The organism is Xanthobacter nonsaccharivorans, from assembly GCF_043194755.2.
Taxonomy (GTDB): domain Bacteria; phylum Pseudomonadota; class Alphaproteobacteria; order Rhizobiales; family Xanthobacteraceae; genus Xanthobacter; species Xanthobacter autotrophicus_G.
Genome location: NZ_CM195526.1, coordinates 1,263,122 through 1,284,082, shown reverse-complemented (window position 1 = coordinate 1,284,082; position 20,961 = coordinate 1,263,122). Strand labels below are relative to the sequence as shown.

Annotated in this window: 20 protein-coding genes; 10 read left to right on the top strand and 10 right to left on the bottom strand. The window is 69.2% G+C overall.

Annotation, left to right across the window (positions count from 1 at the left end; genetic code table 11):
- Window positions 1-36 precede the first annotated feature (36 nt).
- The 3 genes from rpsR to V5F59_RS05885 form a co-directional block, all read right to left on the bottom strand.
- Window positions 37-297: a 30S ribosomal protein S18 gene (gene rpsR, locus V5F59_RS05895; RefSeq protein WP_168456403.1), complete on the bottom strand. Its 261-nt coding sequence runs from the start codon at window positions 295-297 to the stop codon at window positions 37-39.
- Complete coding sequence (gene rpsF / locus V5F59_RS05890; RefSeq protein WP_393982270.1) at window positions 297-749, bottom strand: 30S ribosomal protein S6; 453 nt, start codon at window positions 747-749, stop codon at window positions 297-299. The genes rpsR and rpsF overlap by 1 nt, the downstream gene beginning before the upstream one ends.
- Before the next feature lie 276 nt (window positions 750-1,025).
- Entirely contained in the window at window positions 1,026-2,135 is a 1,110-nt protein-coding gene (locus V5F59_RS05885) for a DUF3047 domain-containing protein (protein ID WP_393982271.1), read from the bottom strand.
- Between the two features lie 109 nt (window positions 2,136-2,244).
- On the opposite strand from V5F59_RS05885, the gene V5F59_RS05880 reads away from it, so the two are divergent.
- Complete coding sequence (locus tag V5F59_RS05880) at window positions 2,245-3,258, top strand: helix-turn-helix domain-containing protein (RefSeq protein ID WP_393982272.1); 1,014 nt, start codon at window positions 2,245-2,247, stop codon at window positions 3,256-3,258.
- A gap of 78 nt (window positions 3,259-3,336) precedes the next feature.
- On the opposite strand, the gene V5F59_RS05875 is transcribed toward V5F59_RS05880, so the two are convergent.
- The gene (locus V5F59_RS05875) at window positions 3,337-4,380 is read right to left on the bottom strand and encodes a polysaccharide deacetylase family protein (protein WP_393982273.1); all 1,044 of its coding nucleotides are present in this window, start codon (window positions 4,378-4,380) and stop codon (window positions 3,337-3,339) included.
- A gap of 207 nt (window positions 4,381-4,587) precedes the next feature.
- Here V5F59_RS05875 and fabD point away from each other — a divergent pair, with 207 nt between their 5' ends.
- From fabD to V5F59_RS05860, 3 genes are all read left to right on the top strand, one after another.
- On the top strand, window positions 4,588-5,574 hold the full coding sequence (gene fabD / locus V5F59_RS05870) for an ACP S-malonyltransferase (protein WP_393982274.1): 987 nt from the start codon (window positions 4,588-4,590) through the stop codon (window positions 5,572-5,574).
- Between the two features lie 139 nt (window positions 5,575-5,713).
- Entirely contained in the window at window positions 5,714-6,457 is a 744-nt protein-coding gene (gene fabG / locus V5F59_RS05865; protein WP_393982275.1) for a 3-oxoacyl-[acyl-carrier-protein] reductase, read from the top strand.
- A gap of 203 nt (window positions 6,458-6,660) precedes the next feature.
- Window positions 6,661-7,080, top strand: coding sequence for a hypothetical protein (locus V5F59_RS05860; RefSeq protein WP_393982276.1), 420 nt, complete (start codon window positions 6,661-6,663; stop codon window positions 7,078-7,080).
- Window positions 7,081-7,198: 118 nt separating this feature from the next.
- On the opposite strand, the gene V5F59_RS05855 is transcribed toward V5F59_RS05860, so the two are convergent.
- Window positions 7,199-8,131 (bottom strand): peptidylprolyl isomerase, encoded by a 933-nt coding sequence (locus V5F59_RS05855; RefSeq protein WP_393982277.1) that lies wholly within the window; start codon window positions 8,129-8,131, stop codon window positions 7,199-7,201.
- A 295-nt stretch (window positions 8,132-8,426) separates the two neighbouring features.
- Here V5F59_RS05855 and rpmF point away from each other — a divergent pair, with 295 nt between their 5' ends.
- Window positions 8,427-8,612 carry a 50S ribosomal protein L32 gene (gene rpmF, locus V5F59_RS05850; RefSeq protein ID WP_024279215.1) on the top strand — a complete coding sequence of 62 codons (186 nt, stop codon included), beginning with the start codon at window positions 8,427-8,429 and terminating at the stop codon, window positions 8,610-8,612.
- A gap of 304 nt (window positions 8,613-8,916) precedes the next feature.
- The gene (locus V5F59_RS05845) at window positions 8,917-9,318 is read left to right on the top strand and encodes a hypothetical protein (protein WP_393982278.1); all 402 of its coding nucleotides are present in this window, start codon (window positions 8,917-8,919) and stop codon (window positions 9,316-9,318) included.
- 388 nt (window positions 9,319-9,706) lie between these two features.
- Here the strand turns inward: V5F59_RS05845 and phaR are convergent, their stop codons facing one another.
- Window positions 9,707-10,345 (bottom strand): polyhydroxyalkanoate synthesis repressor PhaR, encoded by a 639-nt coding sequence (gene phaR / locus V5F59_RS05840; RefSeq protein WP_393982279.1) that lies wholly within the window; start codon window positions 10,343-10,345, stop codon window positions 9,707-9,709.
- 390 nt (window positions 10,346-10,735) lie between these two features.
- On the opposite strand from phaR, the gene V5F59_RS05835 reads away from it, so the two are divergent.
- Both V5F59_RS05835 and phbB read left to right on the top strand, forming a co-directional pair.
- Window positions 10,736-11,914, top strand: a complete 1,179-nt coding sequence (locus V5F59_RS05835; RefSeq protein ID WP_393982280.1) for an acetyl-CoA C-acetyltransferase — start codon at window positions 10,736-10,738, stop codon at window positions 11,912-11,914.
- A gap of 230 nt (window positions 11,915-12,144) precedes the next feature.
- Entirely contained in the window at window positions 12,145-12,867 is a 723-nt protein-coding gene (gene phbB / locus V5F59_RS05830) for an acetoacetyl-CoA reductase (protein WP_393982281.1), read from the top strand.
- A 103-nt stretch (window positions 12,868-12,970) separates the two neighbouring features.
- On the opposite strand, the gene V5F59_RS05825 is transcribed toward phbB, so the two are convergent.
- Both V5F59_RS05825 and V5F59_RS05820 read right to left on the bottom strand, forming a co-directional pair.
- Window positions 12,971-13,426: an acyl-CoA thioesterase gene (locus tag V5F59_RS05825; protein ID WP_393982282.1), complete on the bottom strand. Its 456-nt coding sequence runs from the start codon at window positions 13,424-13,426 to the stop codon at window positions 12,971-12,973.
- A 69-nt stretch (window positions 13,427-13,495) separates the two neighbouring features.
- Window positions 13,496-14,416 (bottom strand): class I SAM-dependent methyltransferase, encoded by a 921-nt coding sequence (locus V5F59_RS05820; protein ID WP_393982283.1) that lies wholly within the window; start codon window positions 14,414-14,416, stop codon window positions 13,496-13,498.
- Window positions 14,417-14,585: 169 nt separating this feature from the next.
- Here V5F59_RS05820 and V5F59_RS05815 point away from each other — a divergent pair, with 169 nt between their 5' ends.
- Window positions 14,586-15,854 (top strand): glycerate kinase type-2 family protein, encoded by a 1,269-nt coding sequence (locus V5F59_RS05815; protein WP_393982284.1) that lies wholly within the window; start codon window positions 14,586-14,588, stop codon window positions 15,852-15,854.
- A gap of 262 nt (window positions 15,855-16,116) precedes the next feature.
- The gene (locus V5F59_RS05810; protein WP_393982285.1) at window positions 16,117-16,746 is read left to right on the top strand and encodes a GNAT family N-acetyltransferase; all 630 of its coding nucleotides are present in this window, start codon (window positions 16,117-16,119) and stop codon (window positions 16,744-16,746) included.
- Between the two features lie 162 nt (window positions 16,747-16,908).
- Here V5F59_RS05810 and V5F59_RS05805 read toward each other — a convergent pair whose 3' ends face one another.
- A complete protein-coding gene (locus V5F59_RS05805; protein WP_393982286.1) occupies window positions 16,909-17,238 on the bottom strand; it encodes a DMT family transporter in 330 nt (109 codons plus the stop codon).
- Between the two features lie 294 nt (window positions 17,239-17,532).
- The gene (locus V5F59_RS05800) at window positions 17,533-20,958 is read right to left on the bottom strand and encodes an error-prone DNA polymerase (RefSeq protein ID WP_393982287.1); all 3,426 of its coding nucleotides are present in this window, start codon (window positions 20,956-20,958) and stop codon (window positions 17,533-17,535) included.
- Between the last annotated feature and the right edge of the window lie 3 nt (window positions 20,959-20,961).

The following is a 20,961-nucleotide window of genomic DNA, read 5'->3' as shown; positions in this document are numbered from 1 at the left end:
AAGGCCGCCTGCCCCGAGGGGGGCAGGCGAAGGATCTCAGCGGATCACGAAGGGCAGCAGGCCCAGGAACCGCGCGCGCTTGATGGCGGCGGACAGCTCGCGCTGCTTCTTGGCGGACACCGCCGTGATGCGCGAGGGGACGATCTTGCCACGCTCGGAGATGTAGCGCTGCAGGAGACGCACGTCCTTGTAATCGATCTTCGGCGCGTTGGGGCCGGAGAACGGGCAGGTCTTGCGACGACGGAAGAAGGGACGGCGCTGGCCGCCGCCGGCACCACCGGACGATGCGAAAGCCATCAGTTCTCCTCCTCGGCCTGGGTCTCTTCAGTCACGCGCGGACGGCGCGGACGGTCCTCGCGGCCACCGAAGCGGTCGCCACGATCACCGCGATCGCCGCGGTCACCGCGCTCGCCACGGTCGTCGCGGTCACGCTTCTGAAGCATGGCGGAGGGACCCTCCTCGTGCTCCTCGACGCGCAGGGTGAGGACGCGCAGCACGTCCTCGTCGATGCGCTGCTGGCGCTCCAGCTCCTGGATCGCCGCCGCCGGGGCGGTGATGTTCAGGAGCGTGAAGTGCGCCTTGCGGTTCTTGTTGATGCGATAGGTGAGGGACTTCACGCCCCAATACTCGGTCTTGCCGACCGAGCCGCCATTCGCCTCGATGACACCCTTGAAGCGGGTGGTGAGTTCCTCGACCTGCTGCGCCGTCACGTCCTGGCGCGCGAGGAACACGTGCTCGTAAAGCGGCATGTGTTCACTGCCTTTCGGTTTTCATCTTCCATCCACCGGCGCCAAGCCCTTCTTGCCTTTCGGAAAGGCGCGAAGCTCGGAAGGCGGGGACACGGGACGACGGGTCTTGCGACCCTGCCTGCCCTTGCCGTGCGTGGTAGGACGCCGAGGCAAAGAAAGACCGTCCGTTCAGCCCCCGGCCGGGTGCGACGGAAGCGGGGCGTATAGCAGGTTTGGCGCGGAAGGCAAGGCGGGCGGGGCTCGCCGGCGTCGACCCCGCCCCGCAACGTGCGCGGTCTAGGGCCGCATCAGGTCCCAGGGAGCCACCCTCAGCTCGCCACCAGCGTGGCCGAGGCGGATGCATGCGAACTCGCAGACCCCCTCGCCGCGCTGGAACGCGCTGAGGGCGATCAGCCAGACGCCGACGATTCGCGCCGCGTCCGGCCCGCCGACGGCAGCCCGGTAGTCAGCGAGGACGGACCGACGCTCGCTCGTCCAGGCCCCGAGCCCCACGCGCCCGGACCGCACGGCGATGTGCGTCTCCACCTTGTCCCACCCCGGCAGCGGGCAGCGGAAGGTCGTGCCCACCGGCAGGCTTGCGCTCCAGAAATAGGTCACGTCCTGGCCGTTGTCGAACTCCACCGCGATGGACAGATAGTCGTGCGTGGGCACGGTATCCTCGGCCACCAGCGAGGGCAGTTGCTCCACCCGCCAGTCCCACGCGAGCTCCACGTCGGCCGCGAGCGGCAGGTCGAGCGGATACTTCAGGATTCCCGCGTCCTGCCGGCAGCGGCAGGCAATGCGCGGAACCGCCCCTTCCTCCACCGCCTCGCAGAAGATGGAGGTCTGCCCCACCCGCCACAGGGGCCCCCAGCCCCGCGGCAGCGGGCGGGCCGCTGCGATGCGCGCGGCCTCGTTGGCGGCGAGCCCCGTCGTGTCGCCCTCGGCGAAGATTGGAAGGCCGGCGGCCGCGGAGTCCCTCCATGCCACAGCAGCGACGCAGAGCGCGCCGCCTTCCAGCGTGGACGCCGGGTCGAAGCGTCCCGTTTCGTCGATCCAATCCCCCGAGAGGCGGGCGATGACCATCAGCGGGCCGTCGCGGTCCGCCACAAAGCTCGTGGTCGCGTCGATGGCCTTGGCGATGGGCCCGTCGCCGACGCGGTACCAGAGGGACAGCTTTCCGTCGACGCCCAGGCCAAGCGCCCGGGAAATCCAGACCACGCCCCGGGACAACAGCGAGACCTCCTCCCCACGGGCGAGCAGGAGCCGTGTGTCCTCCCATCCCGCCTCGTGGGCCGGAAGCTGCATCACGGTCCCCGCACGGACCACCGCCGGCGCACCGGCGATGGCCGCCCGCAAGGCTTCCGCCACCTGCGTGTGATCGATCGTTTCACAGAATTTGCTCATGTGCGTTCCGTCCCTGATCGTTTTGGCGCGGTCTTCGCCGCCGTCGGGAGGATGACGGTGGGACATGCGCGGGGTCTTGCCATTTGGCGCCATCCGGACGGACGTGAGCATGGCCGTGCTGGGACTGACCAAGGCCCGCTCGATGGGGCCGGTCGCGGATGCGGTGGAGCGGGCGGGCGGCTCCCCGGCCCGCGTGTTCCGCGCGGCCGACCTGCCGCTCCGGCTGATCGAGCAGCCCGAGCGCTTCATTCTGCTGCGCGACCAGCTGCGCCTGCTGGCCTGTGCCGCACGCGAGATCGGCGACCCGGCCCTTGCCGCGCGTCTGTCGATGGAGGCGGGCGTGCCCGGGCTCGGCGCCCTGGGGCAGTCCGTACTCTCGGCCGACCGCCTCGATGCGGCCATCGCCCGGACCAACGGAATGATGGGCCGCATGCTGCAGTCCTCGACGCGCCTTGAGCTCATCGCCGAGGGGGAGAAGGCGTACTGGACCTATCGGGTCACGGATGCGTCCGACGTCGGACGCCAGATGAACGAGCTCCTGGCCCTCGGCTACATGCTGGACCTGTTGCGGCGCTTCCTCGGCCCCGGCTTCACGCCGCACCGGGCCGCGGTCTCCGGGGCACCGGTGACGGGGCGGGCGGCGGTGGAGCTGGCCCTCGGCGCGGAGCTGTCACGGCATTCCATCGCTCTTTTGAGCTTTCCCGCCGAACATTTGTGCGCACCCAACCCGCGCCGTCTCCCCCGCATGCCTGCGCCGGACATGCCACCGGCGCCGATCGCGGACGATCTCGTCGCCCTCGCCCGCCACCTCATCGCCCTTCAGCTCCTAGAGCGACGCCCCTCTCTCCCCGCGCTCGCCGGGCGTCTGGGCCTCTCGCAACGCACCCTGCAACGCCGGCTGGGCACGCGCGGCATCACATTCGAGACGCTGCTGCGCGATGTGATGGAAGAAGAAGCGGAACTGCTGCTGCGGCACGGGCAGCTCTCGGTAGCCGCCGTGGCGCTGGAACTCGGCTTTGCCGATGTCGCTCATTTCTCGCGGGCGTTCCGGGGCTGGAAGGGCATGCCGCCCCGCGCCTGGCGACGCCTGATGCTGGCGCAGCCGAAGCCCCCGGCCCCATAAGACCGGGGCGCACGGCGATCAGACGGAGCCGCCCCGAAGGCGCCGACCCGCCGCCGGGCGCAACACCCCGGCGCGATCTCAGAACAGGCCGACGCTGCCCGGCGGACGCGGCGCGGAGGTGGCGGGCTTGGTGGAACCGGTGGTGGCGGACGCAGGCTTCGCAGACGCTGGCTTGGCGGACGCAGGCTTGGCCGTTGCGGACGCCGCAGCCCCGCCTGCCGGCTTCGGCTTCTTCTTCTGGGCCGTCGCGGTGTTCAGGGCCACCTTCGGCTCGGGCACCGACTTGTTCATGGCGATGAGCTGCGACACCGTCACGAACTTGTAGCCCTTGGCGAGAAGGTCATCGAGCGTCTTCGGCATGGCGTCCACCGTCGTGGGGTGGATGTCATGGGCGAGGATGATCGCGCCCGGGTGGACGTGGGACACGATCCGGTCGTGGATGACCTGCGGGTTGCGGTCCTTCCAGTCGAGGGGATCGACCGACCAGTAGATGAAGGTGGAGCCGAACTTCTCGCGCAGATGCGCGCGCAGGGCCGGCGTCATGGCCCCATAGGGCGGGCGCACATTGGAGGGCGACTTGCCGGTGATCTGCTCGATAGCGGCGTTGGTGTCACCGATCTGCTTGTCGGCGGCGGCGACGGGGATCTTCGGCAGCTGGGGATGATCCCAGGAATGGTTGGCCACCTCGTGCCCCTGGGCGATCATCTGCTTGATGATCTGGGGCGAGGCGGTGGCGCGGCTGCCGAGCACGAAGAAGGTGGCCTTGATGCCCCGCTGCTCCAGCATCTTCAGCAGGCGCGGGGTGGTCTCGGGATTCGGTCCGTCGTCGAAGGTGATGGCGATGTAGGAGCCATCCACATGGGCGGAGGAATAGGCCACGAGATGCTGCGGCGAGGTGCCGGCGGAGGCCGGCTCCGCAGCGGGCGCGGCCATGGCGGGTGCGCCGGCGGCCGGCGCGGGGGGCTCGGAGGCAACCTGTGCCGCGGCGTAGCCTCCGCCGGGCGTCATGGTCGCGGCGGGCCGGGTGGCGCCGGTGGCCGGCGACAGGGTCTGGCCTGCGGCCGGCGCGAGACCCGCGAGGCCGACGGCGACGAAAGCGAGAAATCCCCAGGAGGCCTTCACGACGAACCACTTTCCATGTTTGTTCCGGGCGAAGATAGCCCGGTTTCGTTCACGACCCGTGCACGACTTTCGCGGGAGGCGTATGCGCAAATTGTGAAGCTGAAGAGGCAAACGCCCCTCCTTCCGCAAAGTCAAGCCGGCCCGCCTTGACTCGCCCACATTCCCGGTGTCTCTCCCCTCCCCAATTTTCAATAGGAGGGCCGCGCCATGACGGATGGGCCGCGTACAGGGTCTCATACCGCCTTTCTCTTCCCCGGCCAGGGCAGCCAGGTCGTGGGCATGGGCAAGGCGCTCGCCGACAATTTCGCGGCCGCCAAGGCGGTGTTCGACGAGGTGGATGCCGCGCTGAACGAGCATCTGACCCGCGTGATGTGGGAAGGTCCCGCCGAGGCCCTCACCCTCACCGCCAATGCCCAGCCGGCGCTCATGGCGGTATCTATTGCCGCCCTCCGCGTGCTGGAGACCGAGGCCGGGCTCGATCTCGCCCGGGACGCCGCCTTCGTGGCCGGCCATTCCCTCGGCGAATACTCCGCCCTCGCGGCCGCCGGCGCCCTCACCGTCACCGAGGCGGCGCGGCTCCTGCGCATCCGCGGCCGCGCCATGCAGGATGCGGTGCCGGTGGGCCAAGGCGCCATGGCCGCCCTGCTCGGCCTCGATTACGACCAGGCGGTCGCCGTGGCCGCCGAGGCGGCCGGCGACGAGGTGTGCGAGGCGGCGAACGACAACGCCCCCGGCCAGGTGGTGGTCTCCGGCACCAAGGCCGCCGTGGAGCGCGCCATCCTCATCGCCAAGGAGAGGGGGGCCCTGAAGGCCGTGCTTCTCCCCGTGTCCGCCCCCTTCCATTGCCGCCTGATGGGCCCGGCCGCCGAAGCCATGGAAGTGGCCCTCTCCGGCTCCACCGTGATGACCCCCCGCGTGCCGGTGGTGGCGAACGTGCGCGCCTCCCCGGTGACCGATCCCGCCGAGATCGTGCGCCTGCTGGTGGAGCAGGTGACCGGCACCGTGCGCTGGCGCGAGAGCATCATCTACATGGCCGGCGCGGGCGTGAGCCGCGTGGTCGAGGTGGGCGCCGGCAAGGTGCTGTGCGGCCTGGTGAAGCGCATCGACAAGTCCATCGCCGCGAGCGCCGTGGGCACGCCCGAGGACGTGGCGGCCTTCATCGCCGCCCGCGACGCGGCTGCTTCCGCCGCCTGACCGCGCGCTTTTATGCTATGCGCCCTCCCCGGAGCCTTCCGGGCGAGGGCGCCCTCATGTCCGGCGCCCCCTGCGCCGGGAGAAGACCAAGACCCAGCGGCGTTCAAGCCGTGACACCCAAGAAGGACTGGGGGCTGACATGTTCGATTTGACCGGCAAGACCGCGCTCGTCACCGGCGCCACCGGCGGCATCGGCGGCGCGATCGCCAAGGCGCTCCATGCCCAGGGGGCGACCGTCGCCATCTCCGGCACCCGCCGCGAGGCGCTGGACGCCCTTGCGGCCGAGGTGGGCGGCGCCCGCATCGTGGTGCTGCCCTGCAACCTCGGCAGCACGGAAGAGGTGGAGAAGCTGGTGCCGGCCGCCGAGGAGGCGCTGGGCGGGCACGTGGACATCCTCGTCAACAACGCCGGCATCACCCGCGACAACATCTTCATGCGCCTCTCCGACGAGGCGTGGGACCAGGTGATCGCGGTCAACCTCACCGCCGCCTTCCGCCTGTCGCGCGCTGCCGTGCGCACCATGATGCGGCGCCGCTCCGGCCGCATCATCTCCATCACCTCCATCGTCGGCGTCACCGGCAATGCGGGGCAGGGCAACTACGCCGCCGCCAAGGCCGGCATGATCGGCATGTCCAAGTCGCTGGCGCAGGAAGTGGCCTCGCGCGGCGTGACGGTGAACTGCATCGCCCCCGGCTTCATCGCCACGCCCATGACCGACGCGCTCAACGAGAAGCAGCGGGAGAGCATCCTGAAGGCCGTGCCGGCCGCCAAGCTCGGCACGCCGGAGGATATCGCCGCCGCCTGCGTCTACCTCGCCTCCGACGAGGCGGCCTATGTCACCGGCCAGACGCTGCATGTGAACGGCGGCATGGCGATGATCTGAGCCGCTTCGCGGCCAACCCGTCTCCCGAGAACGCCCGGCGCGGTCCCCCGCGCCGGGCGTTCTTGCGTTTGGACCCCATGGCTGCTGCTGCGAACGCCGCTTTGCGGCCGCCGCGTCTCGTCTTAAGCTCCGCGCGTTTCTCAGCCCGGCTGCCGGTCCTTTGCGGCAGCGATGCTTATTTTTGCGCAATTGGAGGAGCCGCCATGGCGCGCGCCCGGACCTGCTATCTCTCCCGTGCCGACGTTCCCGCCCGCGACGCGCTGCAAAAGGCCGTCGACGGCCTGAAGCTGAAGCTGGTGCTGGACGACGGCTACGTGCCTTTCGAAACCTCCGGCTACCTGCCCTGCACCCTGGACGGGGAGGACGCGGGCTTCACCATCCGCTTCCGCGATGTGGAGGCGGACCTCTCCAAGGCCCCTGCCCTCGCCGCCGCCCTCGGCGGGCGCGACGTGGCGGTGGATATCAAGTGGAGCGGCGACATCCGCGAGGAGGTGAGCGCCATGGGCGTGTGCGCCGCCCTCACCGGCAGCTTCGGCGCGCTGGTGCACGATGCCGGAAAGGACGCCCTTGCCGATTCGGCCCAGCTCCTCGCCAAGGCGAAGGCCGGCCTCGAGGAGGCGTGAGGCCGCGACACGGGAAGCGGCGCCGCCTCAGCCGCGGGCATGAGTTCAGCCCGCCGGGCAAAGAAAAGGGGCGCCGGAGCGCCCCTTCGGATCGCGTGCGGCGCGACGCGCCGAAAGCTCACTTCTTGGCGGGATCGGCCGCCGGAGCCGGGGCAACCGGCTGGGCGGGAGCCGCGGCCGGGGCGGCGGTCTTCTCCACCTTGGCGTCGGCGCGCAGCTTGGTGACCATGTCCGCCTGCGCCTTGCGCACGAGGTACTGCTCCACCTGGCTCTCCACCTGGTCATAGGTGGGAACGGGCTTCGTGCGCTTGTCCTCGACCTTGATGACGTGCCAGCCGAACTGGGTCTTCACCGGATCGGAGACCTGGCCCTTCTCCAGCTTGAAGGCCGCCTCGGCGAACTCCGGCACCATCTGCTCCTTGGTGAAGTAGCCGAGGTCGCCGCCGTCCTCGGCGCTGTCCTTGGAGTTTTCCTTGGCGAGCTTGGCGAAGTCCTCGCCGGCCTTGGCTTTCTTGGCGATCTCCTTCGCCTTGGCCTCGTCCTCCACCAGAATGTGGCGGGCGTGTACCTCGGCCTCGGCCGGGGACGACTTGACGAACTCGTCGTAGGTCTTGCGCTTCAACTCGTCGGTGACAGCCTTCTTGGCTTCCTGCGTCATGAGGGTTTCCATGAGCGCCTTGGTCCGCAGATAGGCGAGGCGCTGCTGGAAGTCCGGCGACTGGTCGAGCTTCTGGGCCTCGGCCGCCTTGGAAAGCAGGGTCATGTCGGTGAGGAAGGAGAGGACATATTCGTCCCGCTGGGGCCCCTGCAACTGCGGGGGCAGGCCACCGCCAATGTCCTCAATGGCGATCGCCACATCGCTGGCGCGGATCGGTGTACCATTCACGGTGGCAACCACCGGGTCCGAAGCAGCCGGAGCCGCAGCCGCCGGAGCCGCCGGCGCAGGCTTGGCCGGTGTCGCACCCTGCGCGAGCGCGGCGCCGACCGACACGACGGACACGGACGCGGCAAGCACGGCGGCAAAAATCGGGGTATAGGCGGAACGCATCATGGGTCCGGTTTCCTCGGATGTCTTCGGTCTTTCCCGAAGCGGGGCGCAACCTCGCTTAGCTGCTTTCCGCTGACAAGAGGGCATTGTTGGGGCATCTCGTCCTGACAAATCGCCGATCGGGGCTTTCGTTCCCCCCCCGGGGCCTGTATAAGGCGCGCCTTCAATCGGGAATGCTGGCAGTTCGGCGAGCCCCGCGCGATCCGCCGCAGCGGGGCGCACTCATGCTCGACGGCCCGCATTCCGATCACAAGTTCGCAAGGCGTGCTCGGCACGTTCCGTCGTCAGGAGTTTGGACATGGCTGTCCCCAAGAGAAAAACCTCGCCGTCCCGTCGCGGCATGCGCCGCTCGGCCGACGCGCTGAAGCAGCCCACCTATGTGGAGGACAAGGATTCGGGCGAGCTGCGCCGTCCGCACCATGTCGACCTCAAGACCGGCATGTACCGGGGTCGCCAGATCCTGAAGCCCAAGGCGGAAGCCTGAACGCCGCCTGACGTCGCGGCTGGACTGCCTCGCGCAGCCGCCCGGTAAGGCATCAGGGAGCCGGCGCCCCGCGCCGGCCCTTCGGCTGGGATCCGGATTCGGTTTCCGCACCAGGGCGCCACGCGGCCGTAACGAACGGCCTTGGATCAAGCGCCGACCTCTCAAGATCGAGCGACCCCGCTGCGCCGCGCCCTGCGGCGGCGGAGCCGTGACTTTCGCGGCGCAATGTGCGACCCATCGCATCGCGCCGCAGCGACGGGCGAGCGATTCGTGCGTCCGTGGCCGGGCGGTCCGAGGAGCACACATGCTGACGCCGATTCCGCTGCTGATCATTCCCCTCGCCATCTACAACATCGTCGTGTTCCTGATGCCAGGAACGGACTGGAGCGCACACCTGTCCTCGCTCCAGATGATGTCGGGCGCGCAGTGGACGATCAGCTGGTCGGAAGGCTTCATCGCCCTCAGCCTGTTCTTTCTCTTCTTCGAGATCGTGAAGGCGACGCGGATCACCTCCCGCTCCATCATCGATCACATGCTCTCCATGCTGCTGTTCACGGCGACGCTGGCGGAATTCCTGCTGGTGCCGCAGGCCGGCAACTCCACCTTCGCGCTGCTTCTGTGCGTGATGCTGCTGGACGTGGTGGCCGGCTTCTCCGTGTCGATCCGCACGGCCCAGCGGGACGTGGCCATCGACCCGCGCGAGTAGCCGGTCGCAAAAACCCGGCCCGGCCGGAAGCTGCCATAAGAGGCCCGCAGGGCAACCTTGGACACGCTCGCTCCTTTGCGAAAGGCGTCAGGTCGCCCTCGGCCGGCGCTCAAGAGCCGGCACCATCCGCTTCACCTCGCACAGCAAGGCGAAGCCCGCCCGCATTGCTCGGGAGCATTCCTCCACATGTCTGCGTTCAGGAAACGCCCCTGAGCCTCCCTGCGCCAGCGCTACGCCTGTGGGCAGTGGCCTGCGAGGCTGAGATCGGGCGGGCAGAACATGCCGCGCTTACAATGCAGGCGGATGCTTGCGTGCTCCAGCGGCGCATCAGGGAGGGCTTGCCCCGCACCGACGGGCGCGGCGCGGGGAATATGAGTCGCCGTGCAGCTCAGCGGCCGTCGTCGGTGCCGGTCTTCGGCTCCGGCGCAGGCTCGCTCCTCGGCACCAGCTGTTCCAGCTTGGCCTGCATGTCCGCCATCTGCTTCTTCAGCACGTCCAGCTCATCGGTGGGCGCGGACGGGGCCGCAGGCGGCGGCGCGGCGGGCACGGCACCGGGAACTGCCGGCTCTTCCCCCTTTGGGAACGGCAGGAACATGTGGAAGGCGCGCTCGAACATGTCCATGTTGCGACGAACATGGTCGTCGAGGCCACCGACGAATCCGCCACCCGTCAGCGTCTTGGCGACATGGTCGCGAAACTTCTCCTGGTCCTTCGTGAAACTGTCGATGGACGCTTCGAGGTATCGCGGTACGAGCATCTGCATGCTGTCGCCGTAGAAGCGGATAATCTGGCGCAGGAAGGCGATGGGCAGAAGGTTCTGCCCCTTGTTTTCCTGTTCGAAGATGATCTGCGTCAGGACGGAATGGGTAATGTCCTCGCCATTCTTGGCATCATACACCACGAAATCCTCGCCCTCCTTCACCATGTTGGCGAGATCTTCGAGGGTCACGTAGGTGCTGGTCCCCGTGTTGTAGAGACGGCGGTTGGCGTATTTCTTGATGGTGACTGGCTCTTGCGATTTTGCCATCGTCCGGTCATCCGTTTTCCTTGCGCGAAGCCGCAGGTTAAGGCGTTTCCAAGTGCAGAGCTACCACTTTGTGTGCGCCGCGCATCAACCTTTCGCAACGCATCCCCAGGCATGTCGCCGACGAAGGTTCAATCTCGCCCGAGGCGCCGGCCCCTTGCCATGCGGTGGGTCATTGACACATGGTCCGGCCCGGCCACGATAGAAGCTGAAGGTCCACGCCCACTCGCCACGGTCCGATTTGCCCCGGCTCTCCTGCGCCGCACCCGCGCCACGCCCTTCCGCCGACGCACGGTTGCCACGCAGGCAGGCTAATACCCGAAGCTGCTTGCCCAACGGTCCAATCCAGCGAGGCGCAAGGCCGCCCGCTGCATATTCCCAGGAGAGACACCCATGAAGGACGAGGTCGTCATCGTCTCCGCAGCGCGCACCCCGGTGGGGTCGTTCAACGGCGCCCTGGCGCCGCTGCCGGCCCACGAGCTGGGCGCCATCGCCATCAAGGCTGCGCTGGAGCGCGCGGGCGTGCCCACCGAGGCCGTCAGCGAGGTGATTCTGGGCCAGGTGCTCACCGCCGGCCAGGGCCAGAACCCGGCTCGCCAGGCCTCGCTGAAGGCCGGTGTGCCCATCACCAGCCCCGCCTACGAGGTGCAGATGGTGTGCGGCTCGGGCCTGCGCTCGGTGGCGCTCGGCGCCCAGGCCATCGCCAACGGCGACAGCGACGTGGTGGTGGCCGGCGGCCAGGAATCCATGAGCCAGTCCACCCACGCGGCGCACCTGCGCAACGGCCAGCGCATGGGCGACCTCGCCTTCGTGGACACCATGATCAAGGACGGCCTGTGGGATGCCTTCAACGGCTACCACATGGGCGTGACCGCCGAGAACGTGGCCAAGGAATTCCAGATCACCCGCGTCGAGCAGGACGAGTTCGCCGTCGCCTCCCAGAACAAGGCGGAAGCGGCCCAGAAGGCCGGGCGCTTCAAGGACGAGATCGCCCCCGTCACCATCTCGACCCGCAAGGGCGACGTGGTGGTGGAGAATGACGAGTACATCCGCCATGGCGCCACCCTCGACGCCATGCAGAAGCTCAAGCCCGCCTTCGCCAAGGACGGCACGGTGACCGCCGGCAACGCCTCCGGCATCAATGACGGCGCCGCCGCCGTGGTGCTCATGAGCGCCGCCAAGGCCAAGGCCGAGGGCAAGACGCCTCTCGCCCGCATCGTCTCCTGGGCGCAGGCTGGCGTCGATCCGTCCGTCATGGGCACGGGCCCGATCCCCGCCGCCAAGCTGGCGCTGGAGAAGGCCGGCTGGAGCCCCTCCGACCTCGACCTCATCGAGGCCAACGAGGCCTTCGCCGCCCAGGCCATCGCCGTGAACAAGGGCCTCGGCTGGGATACCTCCAAGGTGAATGTCAACGGCGGCGCCATCGCCATCGGCCACCCCATCGGCGCTTCCGGCACCCGCATCCTGGTGACGCTGCTGCACGAGATGCAGAAGCGCGACGCCAAGAAGGGCCTCGCCACCCTGTGCATCGGCGGCGGCATGGGCATCGCCATGTGCCTCGCGCGGGACTGAGCGCCAACATTCCGCCAAGTGCTTTTGCGCAGCCGGGCTTCGCGCCGGCTGCGCAAAAGATGTGTGTGCACAATTTTAACGCGCACAACTAAAGGCCGCGACTTTCCATCGCGGCCCGCTGTTTCCAAACGGAACAATGAAGTTGGTAGACACCGCCGGGGTGTGGCTCGACCCGCTCCGGACAAGGGGTTGATGGTCAGGTCGGGCCAACCAGAGTGAAGGAGGGAACCATGGGACGCGTCGCGTTGGTCACGGGCGGCACGCGTGGAATCGGTGAGGCGATTTCGGTGGCTCTGAAGGCTGCCGGCTACACCGTTGCCGCCAACTTCGCGGGCAACGAGGAGGCCGCCAAGGCCTTCACCGAGAAGACTGGTATTCCCGCCTACAAGTGGGACGTGTCCGATTTCGAATCCTGCAAGGCGGGCATCGCCAAGGTGGAAGCCGACCTCGGCCCGGTGGAGGTGCTGGTGAACAACGCGGGCATCACCCGCGACGGCCAGTTCCACAAGATGTCGCTGGAGCAGTGGAGCGCGGTGATCAACACCAACCTCAACTCCGCCTTCAACATGACCCGCCCGGTGATCGAGGGCATGCGCGACCGCAAGTTCGGCCGCATCATCTGCATCTCGTCCATCAACGGGCAGAAGGGCCAGTTCGGCCAGACCAATTATTCCGCCGCCAAGGCCGGCGAGATCGGCTTCGTGAAGGCGCTCGCCCAGGAGAATGCCAAGCTCGGCATCACGGTGAATGCCATCGCCCCCGGCTACATCGCCACCGAAATGGTGAAGGCGGTGCCCGCCGAGGCGCTTGCGAAGATCGTCGCCACCATCCCGGTTGGCCGTCTCGGCGAGCCGGAGGACATCGCCCGCGCCGTGCTCTTCCTCGCCTCCGACGAGGCCGGCTTCATCACCGGCTCGACCATGACCGTGAACGGCGCCCAGTACATCTGCTGATCTCGGCCCGAGGCTTTCAAGGCTCCTCATGCCCCGGCTCGTCCGGGGCATGTTCGTTTCGGGCGTGCGATTCTCCAGCCCCCGGCGGGTCCGGAACGCTTGCCTACACCGCCAGGGCCTGGAGCAGCGCCCTCACCGTGTCGGGGATCGGCACCGGCCGCTGGGTGGCGCGCTCCACATAGACGTGGACGAAATGCCCCTGCGCGGCGGCGCGCGGATCATCCCCCTGGAACAGGGCGATCTGGTAGCGCACCGAGGAGGAGCCGAGCTTCGTCACCCGCATGGCCGCCTTCACCGGCGCCGGATAGGTGAGGCTGCGGAAATAGCTGCAGCGCGTCTCCACCACGAGGCCGATGATCGGGCTCGTCTGCGGGTCCAGCACCCCGGCGGAGACCAGATGCTCGTTCACCACCGTGTCGAAGTAGGAATAATAGACCACGTTGTTCACGTGGCCGTAGACGTCCACGTCCATCCACCGCGTGGTGATGGGCAGGATGTGGGAAAACCCATCGATCAGAAGCGCTTCTTCCCGCCCGCCTTGGCTCGCCTGCCCGCTCATCCCCTCTCCCCCGTTCACCGGCCGCCGTGGCGGAGGCCGTGTTCTGAATAGAGACGGGATGGCGCCCGCTCAATCCCGCTCGTCGCCGGAGGGGGGAAGCGGCACTTCCTTCGCGCCCAGAGCTTCGGCAAGGCGCATCCGGGCGGAGCCGGGGCGCAGCGGCTTCTGCTGGCTCTCGTGGGGCGCCCAGCCGGAAAGGAACACGATCTCGAAAGTGGCGCGCACCTTGCCGTCAGGGTCTGCGAATCGCTCGGCATAGACCTCCGCCGCACGCAGCAGGGTCGCCCGGCGCAGCGGCACGCGCCGGCGCTCGGCGAGCGCGTTCGCCGCGCCCATGCGCCGGAGGTCCGAGAACAAGGTAAAGGGCGAGGAATAGCGCACCACCACCCGGTCCACGTCCGTCACCGGCAAGGCAAAGCCCGCCCGCTGCAGCAGCGCGCCGAGGTCGCGCACGTCCGCAAAGGGGGCGACGCGGGGAGAGATGCCGCCCGTCGTCTCGCTCTCGGCGATGGCGAAGGCCTGCCTCAGCTCGGTCAGGCTGGAGCCTCCCAGCAGCGCGGCGAGGAACAGGCCGTCCGGCCTGAGCGTCCGGCGCACCTGGGCAAGCACGCCGGGCAGGTCATTCGCCATCTGCAGCGACAAGGCGGAGACCACGAGATCGAGCGTGCCGGGGGCGAACGGCAGGGCCTCCTCGTCCGCCACCACGTCCGGCGCTCCCGCGGCGAGCGGGGCGGCGCGCATCAGATGCCCCACCGCCGCATGGCCGGCGAGCGCGCGGGCCACCGCATCGGTCGGCGTGCCAAGGTCCACGGCGGTCTCGAACCGGCGCTTCACCGCCGCGAGCCGGTCCGCCATGTCCTCGGCCGCGCGCTCCAGCAGGAACGGCTCGGCTCCGAGCCACGCCGCACGGGCAAGGCGTCGGCGGACCAGGGCGCGGTCGAAGACGAGATGGGTGCGTTCGCTGGCGGCGGTCGGGGTCATGGGCCGCATATAGGCGCTCGCGCGCGCCGATGCACGCGGCCGGCATCCCCGTCTCACCTTCTCCGCGGCATTAAAGCTGCCTTTCGCCCCCGGGGCATTGATAGGAAGACGGAGCCTCGCTACAGGCGGAACGGAACGAGAAGAACCCGCCCGGCGCTGGCGGGAGCGGGAGAACGCCATGTCGCCGACCACCCTTTCCGACCGGGACATCCTCCTCGGCCTGTTCGACGCGGCGCTGGCCGCGGCGCTGCCGGAAGGCAAGTTCAGGGACCGCCTGCCCGCCCCGCCCGACGAGAGCAAGGGGGGACGCACCATCGTCATCGGCGCCGGCAAGGCCTCCGCCCGCATGGCCCGCGCCTTCGAGGAGGAGTGGGGCCACCCCTGCGAGGGCCTCATCGTCACCCGCTACGGCCACGGCTGCGAGACGCAGCACATCGAGATCGTGGAGGCCGCCCACCCGGTGCCGGACCAGGCGGGCCTCGACGCCGCCCGCCGCATCCTGGAGCTGGCACGGAGCGCGGGGCCGAACGATCTGGTGGTGTGCCTCATGTCCGGCGGCGCGTCCTCCCTGCTCACCCTGCCGGCCGAGGGCCTGACGCTGGCGGACAAGCAGGCGCTGAACGCCGCGCTGCTGAAGTCCGGCGCGCCCATCGGCGTCATGAACCGGGTGCGCAAGTCCGTCTCCGCCATCAAGGGCGGCCGGCTTGCCGCCGCCATCGCCCCGGCGCGGGCGGTGACCTACCTCATCTCCGACGTGCCGGGGGACGACCCGGCCGCCATCGGCTCCGGCCCCACCGTACCGGAAGCGTCCGACCCTGAGGCCGTGCTCGGCCTGATGCGCACCTGGGGCATCGAGGTGACGCAGAAGCTGGAGAAGATCATCCGCGCCAACACCGTCTCCGGCGATCCCATCCCCGGCCAGGAGGTGCACATGATCGCCACGCCGATGATGGCCCTGAAGGCGGCGGAAGCGAAGGCCAGGGGGTTCGGCATCACCCCCCTCATCCTCGGCGACGCCATCGAGGGCGAAGCACGGGAGGCGGCCATCGTCTTCGCCGGCATCGCCAATTGCGCCAAGGAGCACGGCCTGCCGGCGGCGGCGCCCTGCGTGCTGCTCTCCGGCGGCGAGACCACCGTGACCGTGCGGGGCAAGGGGCGCGGCGGACGCAGCGTGGAATTCCTGCTCGCCCTCGCCATCGCGCTGAAGGGGCGGCAGGGCATCTCCGCCGTCTCCTGCGATACGGACGGCGTGGACGGTACGGAGGACAATGCCGGCGCCTGGTTCGATTCGAGCATCCTCGAGGAAGCGGCGGCGCGCGGCGTGAAGCCGGATGCCTACCTTGCCAACAATGACGGCTACAGCTTCTTCGCCGCCCTCGACCGGCTCGTGGTCACCGGCCCGACCTTGACCAACGTCAATGATTTCAGGGCCATCCTCGTGCGATAAATGAAAATTAGTGCGTGGCGCCGGCTTATTGCGGCCATCTGGAGGCATAGCCCTGATGCTGCGGCGCGGCACGGCTGCGCCTCGCGCATAGCGCGATTTAATCATTTTAGGTCATAGAGATATCCGGAATGAGATGAATTTCCGGAAGGAACCTTCCCTATTGGTGAAGGTCAGCCCCATTGACCTTTGCTGCAATGCACCTAAATTCCGTCGCGGAGGAACCCGAGGGCTTTCCAAGACGCCAGTCTGGAGAACCAGAAAAATGACCCATGAGGTCGCACCGGGGATCATCCGCAAGCTGTGGACCGGAGAGGCCGCGATTTTTCGCGATCACCTCCTGAGGCTCGACACGGAGAGCCGCCGGTTCAGGTTCGGCTCAGCGGTATCTGCCGAATTCATCGAACGCTACGCCTCGCGGGTCTTCCGCACGGGCGCGATCGTTCACGGCTGTTTCGTCGACGGCGAACTGCGCGCCGCCGCCGAGCTCTATCCCATGGGGGACGTGCTGCCCGGCGAGGCGGAGGCCGCCTTCAGCGTGGAGCGCGAGTTCCAGAACCACGGGCTCGGCACCCTGCTGCTTGAGCGCGTGATCCTGACAGCCCGTAACCGCGGCATCCGCACCCTGTGCATGAACTGCCTCGCCCATAACCGGCGCATGCAGCAGATTGCGAAGAAATTCGACGCGGAGCTGTCCTTCGACACCGACGAGGTGGTGGCGGAGCTCACCGCGCCCTTCCCCACCGCGCTCTCGCTGGCCCAGGAAGCGACCGCCGACGCGCAGGGCATGGCCGGCGCCGTGCTCCAGGCCCAGCGCCTTGCCACCGGCCGCCTGTTCGACTGGCTGCTGCCGAGCGTCGCAGCGGAAGCGGAGCCGGAGCTGGAAGCCAGCTGATCTGGGCGCCTCCCCGCCTCATGGCATCGGGGAGGCCCTCGATCTCATCGTGCAGATGCAATTTCGTCAGGCGAACCGGTTTCCACTTCGCCCGAAAATGCTCTCTTCCCGTCTGCCCCGGGACCTGGAAGGCGGCGCCGCAAGGCGCCGCCTTTCGCCTTTTTAGTGCGCCACGGACCTGGACAGCAGGTTGATCACCAGCACGCCGGCGATGATGAGCCCGAGTCCGACCATGGCGGGCATGTCCAGGTGCTGGCCGTAATAGATCCAGGCGATGCCCGTCACCATCACGATACCCACCCCTGACCAGATGGCGTAGGCGATGCCCACCGGCAGCACCCGCAGGGTGAGCGACAGGAAAAAGAAGGCGATGCCATAGCCCGCCGCCACCAGCAGCGATGGCCCGAGCCGGGTGAACCCTTCCGCCGACTTGAGGGCGGAGGTGGCCACCACCTCGGCGGTGATGGCAATGAGAAGATAGAGATAGCTCATGGCGCCCCGGCGTGTTCGCGGCGCACCTGCCGCCGGCTGAAGTGAGGCGGCGGGCGGGAGCCTGTCAATGCGCCGACCGGAAGACCGGCCGCGCCACGGTAGCGCAGGCGACATCCAAAGACCGGCCGCCTCCCCGTGGAACGGGGCCAAGGGGCGGGACCGGCCGCCGCCCTCTCGTCCGTCATGCCCGCGACCCCGGTCTTCGACCCGCGCCGAAGGCGTATTCCAGGTGGCTTCGCTCAAGCCCCGCGCAGGCTCGGGCAAAGGACGGGGGCAGGCCCTCCCATCGCGGCATCAATGGAAGTTCCGGCCTTTCGGCAAAGCGGCACGGGGATCCGGCGTGCGGAAGTCCGGCGCGGGGCTGGCGGCGAGGGGCGTCGGCAGGCGCGGCTCCTTCTCCCGCGTGTCCCGCCCCGGCGGCCCGCGCCGGCCCTCGTCGGCCGGCATGGAAGGGTCGAGAGGGCCGGCGTGGGTGTCCAGCGAGGTGATGAGGGCGCTCCAGTCCTCGATCTTCTCCGCCACGAGATGGATCACGCCCTGCTCGTTCTGCAGCCGCCCCGTCACCGCCACGAGGCGTGCGCCGAGCACCTGCGGCCGGAACGCCTCGAACACCCGCGGCCAGACGATCACGTTGGCCCACGCCTCCTCGTCCTCGAGGGTCATGAAGATGACGCCGCTCGCCGTGCCCGGCCGCTGGCGCACCAGCACGAGGCCGGCGAGGGTGAGGCGGCGCCCGCTCTTCATCTCGTCGAGCCGCCCCGCCGGCATCACGCCCCGCCGGGCGAGCTCGGGCCGCAGGAAGGCGAGCGGGTGGGACTTCAGCGACAGCCGAAGGTGCCGGTAGTCGGCGATCACCTGCGCGCCGGGGAGAAGGGGCGCCAGCTCCATGTCGGGCTCGCGGGCGGTGGCGGCGGCGCGGAACAAAGGCAGGTCGTCCTTGTCCCCGGAGCGGCGCAGGCCCTTGATGGCCCACAGCGCCGCCCGCCGGTCGAGGCCGAGGGAGCGGAAGGCGTCCGCATCGGCGAGGCGCTCCAGCGTCGCCGGCGCAAGGCCCGTGCGCAGCCACAGATCGCGGATGGAATCATAGCCCGCCCCGCGCTGCTCCACGAGGCGCCCGGCCTCCTCCGCCTTCAGCCCCTCGATCTGCCGCAGGCCGAGGCGCAGGGCATGGGTGGTCCTCACATCGCCCGTCATGTCGCGATGGCGGGGATGGAGGCGCCGGGCGGCGGGGGACGGCGCGCCCGCCACGTCCGCCTCCTGTTCCAGCGTGTGGTCCCAGAAGGAGGCGTTCACATCCACCGGGCGCACCTCCACCCCGTGCTCCTGCGCGTCGCGCACCAATTGAGCGGGAGCGTAGAAGCCCATGGGCCACGCATTCAGGAGCCCGGCGGCGAACACGTCCGGATAATGGCATTTCAGCCAGGCCGAGCAGTAGACGATGAGGGCGAAGCTCTCCGCATGGGACTGGGGGAAGCCGTAGGAGCCGAACCCCTCGATCTGCTTCCACAGGCTCTCGGCGAACGCGCGCTCGTAGCCGTTGCCGATCATGCCGTCGATGAGCTTGTCGTGGAATGTGCCGATGGTGCCCACCCGCTTGAAGGTGGCCATGGCCCGGCGCAGCGCATCCGCCTCGCCGGGGGAGAAGCCCGCCCCGACGATGGCGATCTGCATGGCCTGCTCCTGGAACAGGGGCACGCCGAGGGTCGGCCGCAACACCTCCTCCAGCGCCGGCGAAGGGTAACGGACCGGATCGAGGCCCTGCCGCCGCCTCAGATAGGGATGCACCATGCCGCCCTGGATGGGGCCGGGCCGCACGATGGCCACCTCCACCACCAGATCCTCGAATTTGTCGGGCCGGAGCCGCGGCAGCATGGTCTGCTGCGCCCGGCTCTCCACCTGGAACACGCCGATGGAATCCGCCCGCTGCAGCATGGCATAGACGCGACCGTCGCCGAAGGCGGGGTCGCGGATGCGCTCCATCTTCTGCCCGTAATGCGCCTGCAGCAGGCCGAAGCATTTCTTCACCGCGGTGAGCATGCCGAGGGCGAGGATATCCACCTTGAGCAGGCCCACGGCCTCCAGGTCGTCCTTGTTCCATTCGATGATGGGCCGCTCGTCCATGGCGGAGCGGGTGAGGGGCACGGTCTCGTCGAGCCGGTCGTGGGTCACCACCATGCCGCCCACGTGCTGGGAGAGGTGGCGCGGAAAGCCGATGAGCGCCTTCGTCAGCGCCAGCACATGAGCGAGGCGCGGATCGGCGGGATCAAGGCCCAGGCGGCGCGCCTCCTCCTCCGGCACGCCGCCCGACGACCAGCCCCAGATGGAGCCCGCGAGCGCCCCGACCGTATCGTCGGAGAGGCCGAAGGCCTTGCCCACCTCGCGCACCGCCGAGCGGGAGCGATAGGTGATGGTGGTGGCGGCGAGCCCCGCATGGGCGGCGCCGTAGCGCTGGTAGACGAAGGCCAGCACCTCGCCGCGCCGCTCGTGCTCGAAATCGATGTCGATGTCCGGCGGCTCGCCGCGCTCCTCGGAGATGAAGCGCTCGAACAGCAGGTTGGAGCACATGGGGTCCACGTCCGTGATGCCCATGCAGAAGCACACCGCGGAATTGGCCGCCGAACCCCGCCCCTGGCACAGGATGTCCCTGCTCCGCGCGAAGCGGACGATCTCGTCCACCGTGAGGAAATAGGGCGCGTAGTTCAGCCGGCCGATGAGGTCGAGCTCGTGGCGCAGCGCCTTCTCCACCTTCTCCGGCACGCGTTCCCCGTAATGGGCGTGCGCCCCTGCCCAGGCGAGGGACTCCAGCGCCGCCTGGGGGCTGGCGTAGCCTTCCCGGTTCTCGCGCGGATAGGACGGCTTCAGGTCACCGAGGCTGAAGGCGAGCCGGGAAAAGAAGGCATGGGTCTCCGCCACCGCCTCCGGCGCGGCGCGGTAGAGGCGGGCCATCTCGGCGGCGCCCTTCAGGTGCCGCTCGGCGTTCGCCTCCAGCCGGCCGCCGGCGGCATCCAGCGGCACGTGGTGGCGGATGGCGGTGAGCACATCCTGCACCGCCCGCTGCCCGGGCGCGTGGTAGAGCGCGTCGGACGTGGCGAGGAGCCGCACGCCCGCCGCACGCGCCACCTGCCCGAGCCGCCCCAGGCGGCGGGCATCGTCCCCCCGGTGGGAAAGTGGGGCGGCGAGCCAGACCCGGCCGGGGGCGGCCTCAACCAGGCGATCGAGGAAACCGCCGAATGCCTCCGGCAGGCGGCGGGGCGGCATCACCGCGAGGCACATCCCCTCCTGCCAGGCGAGGAGATCGTCCAGGCCCAGGTGGCATTCGCCCTTCTGCGCCCGCATGTTGCCGGCGGTGAGCAGGCGGCACAGCCGGCCATAGGCGGCACGGTCGCCGGGATAGGCGAGAATGTCCGGCGTGCCGTCGGCGAAGACGAGGCGGGCGCCCACCGCCAGCGGCAGGCCGTGGGCCCTGGCCATGGCATGGGCGCGCACCACCCCGGCGAGGGTGTTGCGATCAGCGATGCCGATGCCGCGATGGCCGAGGGCGAGCGCCTCCGCCACATAATCCTCCGGATGCGAGCCGCCATGGAGGAAGGAGAAGCTGGTGGTGACGGCCAGCTCCACGAAGGGCGGGGCCGGCGTCGCCTGCACCGGGGCGCGCGGGGCCGGCTCGGCCGGGAACGGGATGATCGGGGCGGCGGGCGCACCGGGGCGGGTATCAGCCATGGC